We start from the raw sequence: 4,747 nt of genomic DNA, 5'->3' as shown, positions 1-4,747 counted from the left end.
GTAATATTGCTCAATGAGGCTTTTATTGCTTTAAAAGCAACTTTTTGAAACTTGAAATGGAGCATACTTTCACGGTAAAATTGAAAGATTTCTCGCAATAGTTGGGTATCAACTTCGATAAAATTACCTTGTATGAAGTTATCTGTTATTTTGTGGTAATAAAGTGCCAATGAAGCCATTTGGAGGTGGTCACTTTCACCCGATTTCTTCATTTTTTGAGTAGATTCAATTGAAACAGCATTGTTATTCTCTCTAAATGCTAAGTAGAGTTCGTAGTTTTCAAAGGCTGAATTAATCAAGATTTCTTCCATTTGATTAGTTTCTCCTACTAAATCAGTAAATTTTTGCTTTAACACGGGCAAATAGGTCAATAAATCAGCAGCGGTTTTTTGGTGTTGTAACCCCATTTTGTTTTTTATTTAATGTGAAACGACCCTATACGTTTAGGGGTATCTTGCTGCTTTTTACTTAGCATTTGGTAAGAAATATTCTTTCTTTTTGAATCTTTATGAGGTAAAACCTGCATCCAGTTAATCAAGGCTTATCGTGTGATTGCAATAAGTTTGACAAGGATTCAATGAGTCAAAAGAACTTTTCTAACGGATACAAAAAGTAAAAAGGAGAAACACATACCGCATTTTTTAATTAGTTTTCAGCCACTCAACTAATTCACTCCGAAAGAAGATATTATGGTTACCACTTTTATGAAATGGAATTTTCCCCAAAGAACAATAGCTGTAAATAGTCTGCTTTTTCTTATGAATCAATTCAGCAGCTTGCTCAATGGTCAGCGGTTCGTCTTTACTTTCGTGCATTTTACGAGAAATAATTCGGTCCACCACACTTTCTAAGAGCGGTTCAGAAACATTCATAAGTGCTTTCTCAACTGCTTGCTGAATCAGGTAATCGAATGAACCTTCAACGGGTAAAGCAGGGGTACTTTTAGTTTGATTGGAAAATTGTTTATTCATCTTTGTAGTGTATTTAGTGCTGATTATGCTACAAAACAAGGGGAAGGAAATTTAGAAATCTTTGTTTGAAATGAAATGTTTTTAAATATTTCATTTCAAACAAGGAAAGAGTCTATTTTGTGGAGATTTTACTCAAAGAAGAAGCAATAAGTAGTTGAAAACGCAGGATTTTCTCGTCAGAAGGCCTGTTGTTTTTGGAAGCAGCATTTGAAAAAAAAGAAGGATTAGCCTTTACACCGAAGGTTTTGCTCAGAATTTCTATTTTCTCTTTCAGATTGAGAGCTTCCCAAGCATCAATATCGAAAAAAGATAAACCAGCTAATATTTCGGGCAAAAAAGTAATCATGATTGGGCTTGGGAATGGGTTTCTGCCACCAATTTTGCTTATAAATTTCCCATCAGCTGTGCAAATTTTGTGTTCAATGAAACATTCTATGATTGTTTGAAATGAAATATTAGTCAAAAAGTTTTCAAATAGGGGTAGAGCATCCTGCTTTTTTAGTTCAGTAGTTTTTGAATGCTTCTTCTCTTGTGAGTTTGATTCTTTAACGAAAGCTAATCGTTTGTAAGTCAAATCTAAAAGATAAAACAAATGCTTCAATTTGCTTTTTTCGGTTATGATTTCTTCGGTCAAAATCATCAAAGCATAATTGATTTCGACGGAACTGAGCCGTTCAAGTTTACTAAAATTCAGCATCATTTTATTCATCCAAATATCATTGATTGCACCCAACAAATAATCTGTATAATCATTTACTTTATTTGAAAATACCCGATTGGAAATGCCACCAACAATTTGCAATACATCATAAATGTAAGCATCAAAGTTTATCGAATTTGTCGGAATTGATTTTTTGAAAGCCTTGAGAATTGTTTCAAATTCAGAAAGAATCCCAACCACCGCTTTGAGCATTTCATCCAGATTGATTTTTCGAGTATCGTACGTGATGAGTTCATGGCAAACAAATTCTTCAATGAACGAATTTGAAAAAGGGTAGATTTCAAAAAGGCCATGTTCCTGAGCTAAAAGCTTGACACTTTCAATATAAATTTCTGGTTCAAGTTCCTTTCGGTAAAAATTCGATGCGTACATTTTAGGAGAATTGGGAGAGGCGGTTAGTAATATTTTTGATTCTGTCGTCTTCAATGCTACCAACATAACCTTCTGTTGTAGTAATGGAAGTATGTCCAGTCATATCTTTTGCATCAAGCAGAGAGCCACCTTCGGCTAAAAATTTGGTTACAAAGCTATGTCGAGCCACATAAGTTGTGATATTTTTATCAATTTCGAGTTTTTCTCCAATTCGTCTCATGTACTTATTAATTTGTTTTCCAAACTGCGATACCGCTTTTTTGATTTCAATAGGTGTCATTTTCTCTTTCAAGATAGGAAAGATAAAATTATTAGGTTTATTTGGATTACCCCATTGCTCAATGATTTTTATATTTTGCTCATGCAAAAAAACTATGATTTCATTTGTTTCTCGATTGGTTCTTTTGGTTTTTTCTCGTCTAAAAACAATCCTGTCTTTTCCAAGATTAGCATATTTAAGATGTGCCATATCAATTGGATTCATGCCATTACCCAAATACATAAATAGCCAGTAATCTAAATATTTTGACTCAGAAGAATTAGGTTCAGGCTTATAGCTCATGATTTTTTTTAAATCTTGGTTTGATAATGCCTTTTTCGTATTCTTTTTGGTGGGAATAATATACTTTTTTGGACCAAAAGGGTATTCTTCTAATTTGGTTCTGTCACTGTCAATTAATTCATTGATAATAGCACGGAGATTACGTAGATAAAAGCCTATTGTAGTAACTGAATTACCTTTGTCAAGCATCCATTTTTCATATTTTTCAAGAAATTTGACTGAGATACTATTCAAAGAAAGTACTTTCATTTTATGAAAAGCCTGTAAACTCTTCAACGCATTACGGTAAGTTATAGCAGTTCCAATTCTACCTTCCGTTTCTAAATTTTCTATTTTTTGTTGAAAAGCCACAAAGATATTATCGGACTCAATAATATTTTCATCTTTCTTTTGTTCATAAGTATCGAAATTAAAAACCTTGAGGTTATCAATTACTTTTTGAGCTTCAGCAAGCTGATTATTTAAAACACTATTGATTTTAGCTAATTGAGCATACTCTTTTGTACCAATACTTTTATTGGCTCGAAGGGTGTCAGAATCTCGTTGCCGAATAAATTCATCTTCGGTCATATTGAATTCTGTTGGGTAATATTTAGCCTCCCTCTTAAAAGTAATACGTAGTTTTACTGGAAATTTTCCGTCTTTTTTTGCGTAGCGTTTATCAAGAAATATAGAAAGTTTTGGCGTATCAATCTTCATTATCTGTTTTTTATAAATTTTATTTGCAAACAATTTGCAAACATTTAATACAAATATATGAAAATAGACGTAATTAAATCAATAAAAAAGCATTAAATTTGTAGAATAATAGAGGTTTATGTTGATTTGTCTACCAATATCTATAAAACAACGCTGACTCATAATCAGTAGGTGCTTGGTTCGATTCCAAGTGGGCCCACTTCTTAAATACCTGATAATCAATTAATTATCAGGTATTTTTGCTTATTTGTTTCTTCACTAAAAATAGATGGGGCTTTTCATAATCGAAATTTGGTGTTAATTATTCAGTGATTTACTTTTGTATTTTCCCGAAAGTTATTAACCCAAGAGATTAGACCCCAATTCTTATAAGACCTTCACTTTCATTTTTTTTGCTAATTTCTCACCTTGCTTAGGGCCTATTAAGTATAATGCTGTTGAGAGCCAATCAGAGCTTGTACCGTCATGTGCAATGATACTAACCTGTCGAGATTCGGTAAAACCAATACCTGTTTTCGGGTCAAGAATATGAGCATATTTTATACCATCAATTTCTACAAATTGGTATAAATCTCCTGAGGTTGAAATACCACAATTTTTAAGATAGTGTTTTTTGTCTTTTATAATTATTTCCCAACCCTGAGGTGAATCAATAGGCGAATCGGAGAGTAAAATATTTCCTCCTGCTTCAATCATTGCCGAATGGATACCATTATGTTTCAAAGTTTTCATCATTTCATCCTCGGCAAAGCCTTTCCCAATTCCTCCAAAATCAATTCTCATACCTGTTTTTTTGAGCATAATTGATTGATTATCTGGATTTGTAAAAATATTTTTAATACCAATTTTTGCCCGTGCATCTTCAATTTGCTGCTGACTTGGCAACTGTTTTTGACGTTTCATTCTTCGCCAAAGTTGCGTCATCGGCCCTATGGTTACGTCAAAATAACCTTTCGACAGTTTAGCTGCTTTGACAGATTCTTGCATAATTGCCCATAAATCATTGCTTACTTTTATGTATTCGCCCGTTCCAGAACCAGCAGTTCGGCATAAGCGATTAATCTCGCTATCTTCTCGATAATCGCTCAGAATTAAGTTTAATTCATCTAAGCGAGTAAAAGATTTTTGGGATGCCGAAGTAGCCAATAATGAGTCGGTTGCATAAATTATCATTCGAAATATTGTACCCATTTGTGGGTGAGAAAACTCAAAGCGTTTTTGCCCCGATACCGACAAACACAAAAAGAGGAATAGCCCTAAAAAGCTATTCCTCCAGATTGTAACTCTTGAAAAGAAAATTTTCATTTTAAAAAGTCAAATTATTTACTTAAGTTACGCAAGATTAACTTTTATGTAGTGATATCTGCTTAAATTTACAAAAAACTGTCAATTTTACCAAAATCTAATCAAATTCATGAAACT

General features: G+C 32.9%; 5 protein-coding genes. All 5 read right to left on the bottom strand.

Annotated elements, in window-relative coordinates; translation table 11 throughout:
• On the bottom strand, nucleotides 1-407 hold a 407-nt coding region (locus ACH2CJ_RS17955), incomplete at its 3' end, for a hypothetical protein (RefSeq protein WP_394994819.1).
• 234 nt (nucleotides 408-641) lie between these two features.
• The gene (locus ACH2CJ_RS17950; RefSeq protein WP_394994816.1) at nucleotides 642-971 is read right to left on the bottom strand and encodes a helix-turn-helix domain-containing protein; all 330 of its coding nucleotides are present in this window, start codon (nucleotides 969-971) and stop codon (nucleotides 642-644) included.
• A gap of 112 nt (nucleotides 972-1,083) precedes the next feature.
• On the bottom strand, nucleotides 1,084-2,064 hold the full coding sequence (locus tag ACH2CJ_RS17945) for a hypothetical protein (RefSeq protein WP_394994813.1): 981 nt from the start codon (nucleotides 2,062-2,064) through the stop codon (nucleotides 1,084-1,086).
• Nucleotide 2,065: 1 nt separating this feature from the next.
• A complete protein-coding gene (locus ACH2CJ_RS17940; RefSeq protein ID WP_394994811.1) occupies nucleotides 2,066-3,325 on the bottom strand; it encodes a tyrosine-type recombinase/integrase in 1,260 nt (419 codons plus the stop codon).
• A 366-nt stretch (nucleotides 3,326-3,691) separates the two neighbouring features.
• Nucleotides 3,692-4,630, bottom strand: coding sequence for an FAD:protein FMN transferase (locus ACH2CJ_RS17935; RefSeq protein WP_394994808.1), 939 nt, complete (start codon nucleotides 4,628-4,630; stop codon nucleotides 3,692-3,694).
• Between the last annotated feature and the right edge of the window lie 117 nt (nucleotides 4,631-4,747).

Origin of the sequence: Emticicia sp. (assembly GCF_043780375.1) — a bacterium.
In the GTDB taxonomy this organism is placed as follows: Bacteria; Bacteroidota; Bacteroidia; order Cytophagales; family Spirosomataceae; genus Emticicia.
The sequence above is the reverse complement of the archived record's forward strand: the minus strand, read 5'-3'. Positions and strand labels throughout refer to the sequence as shown.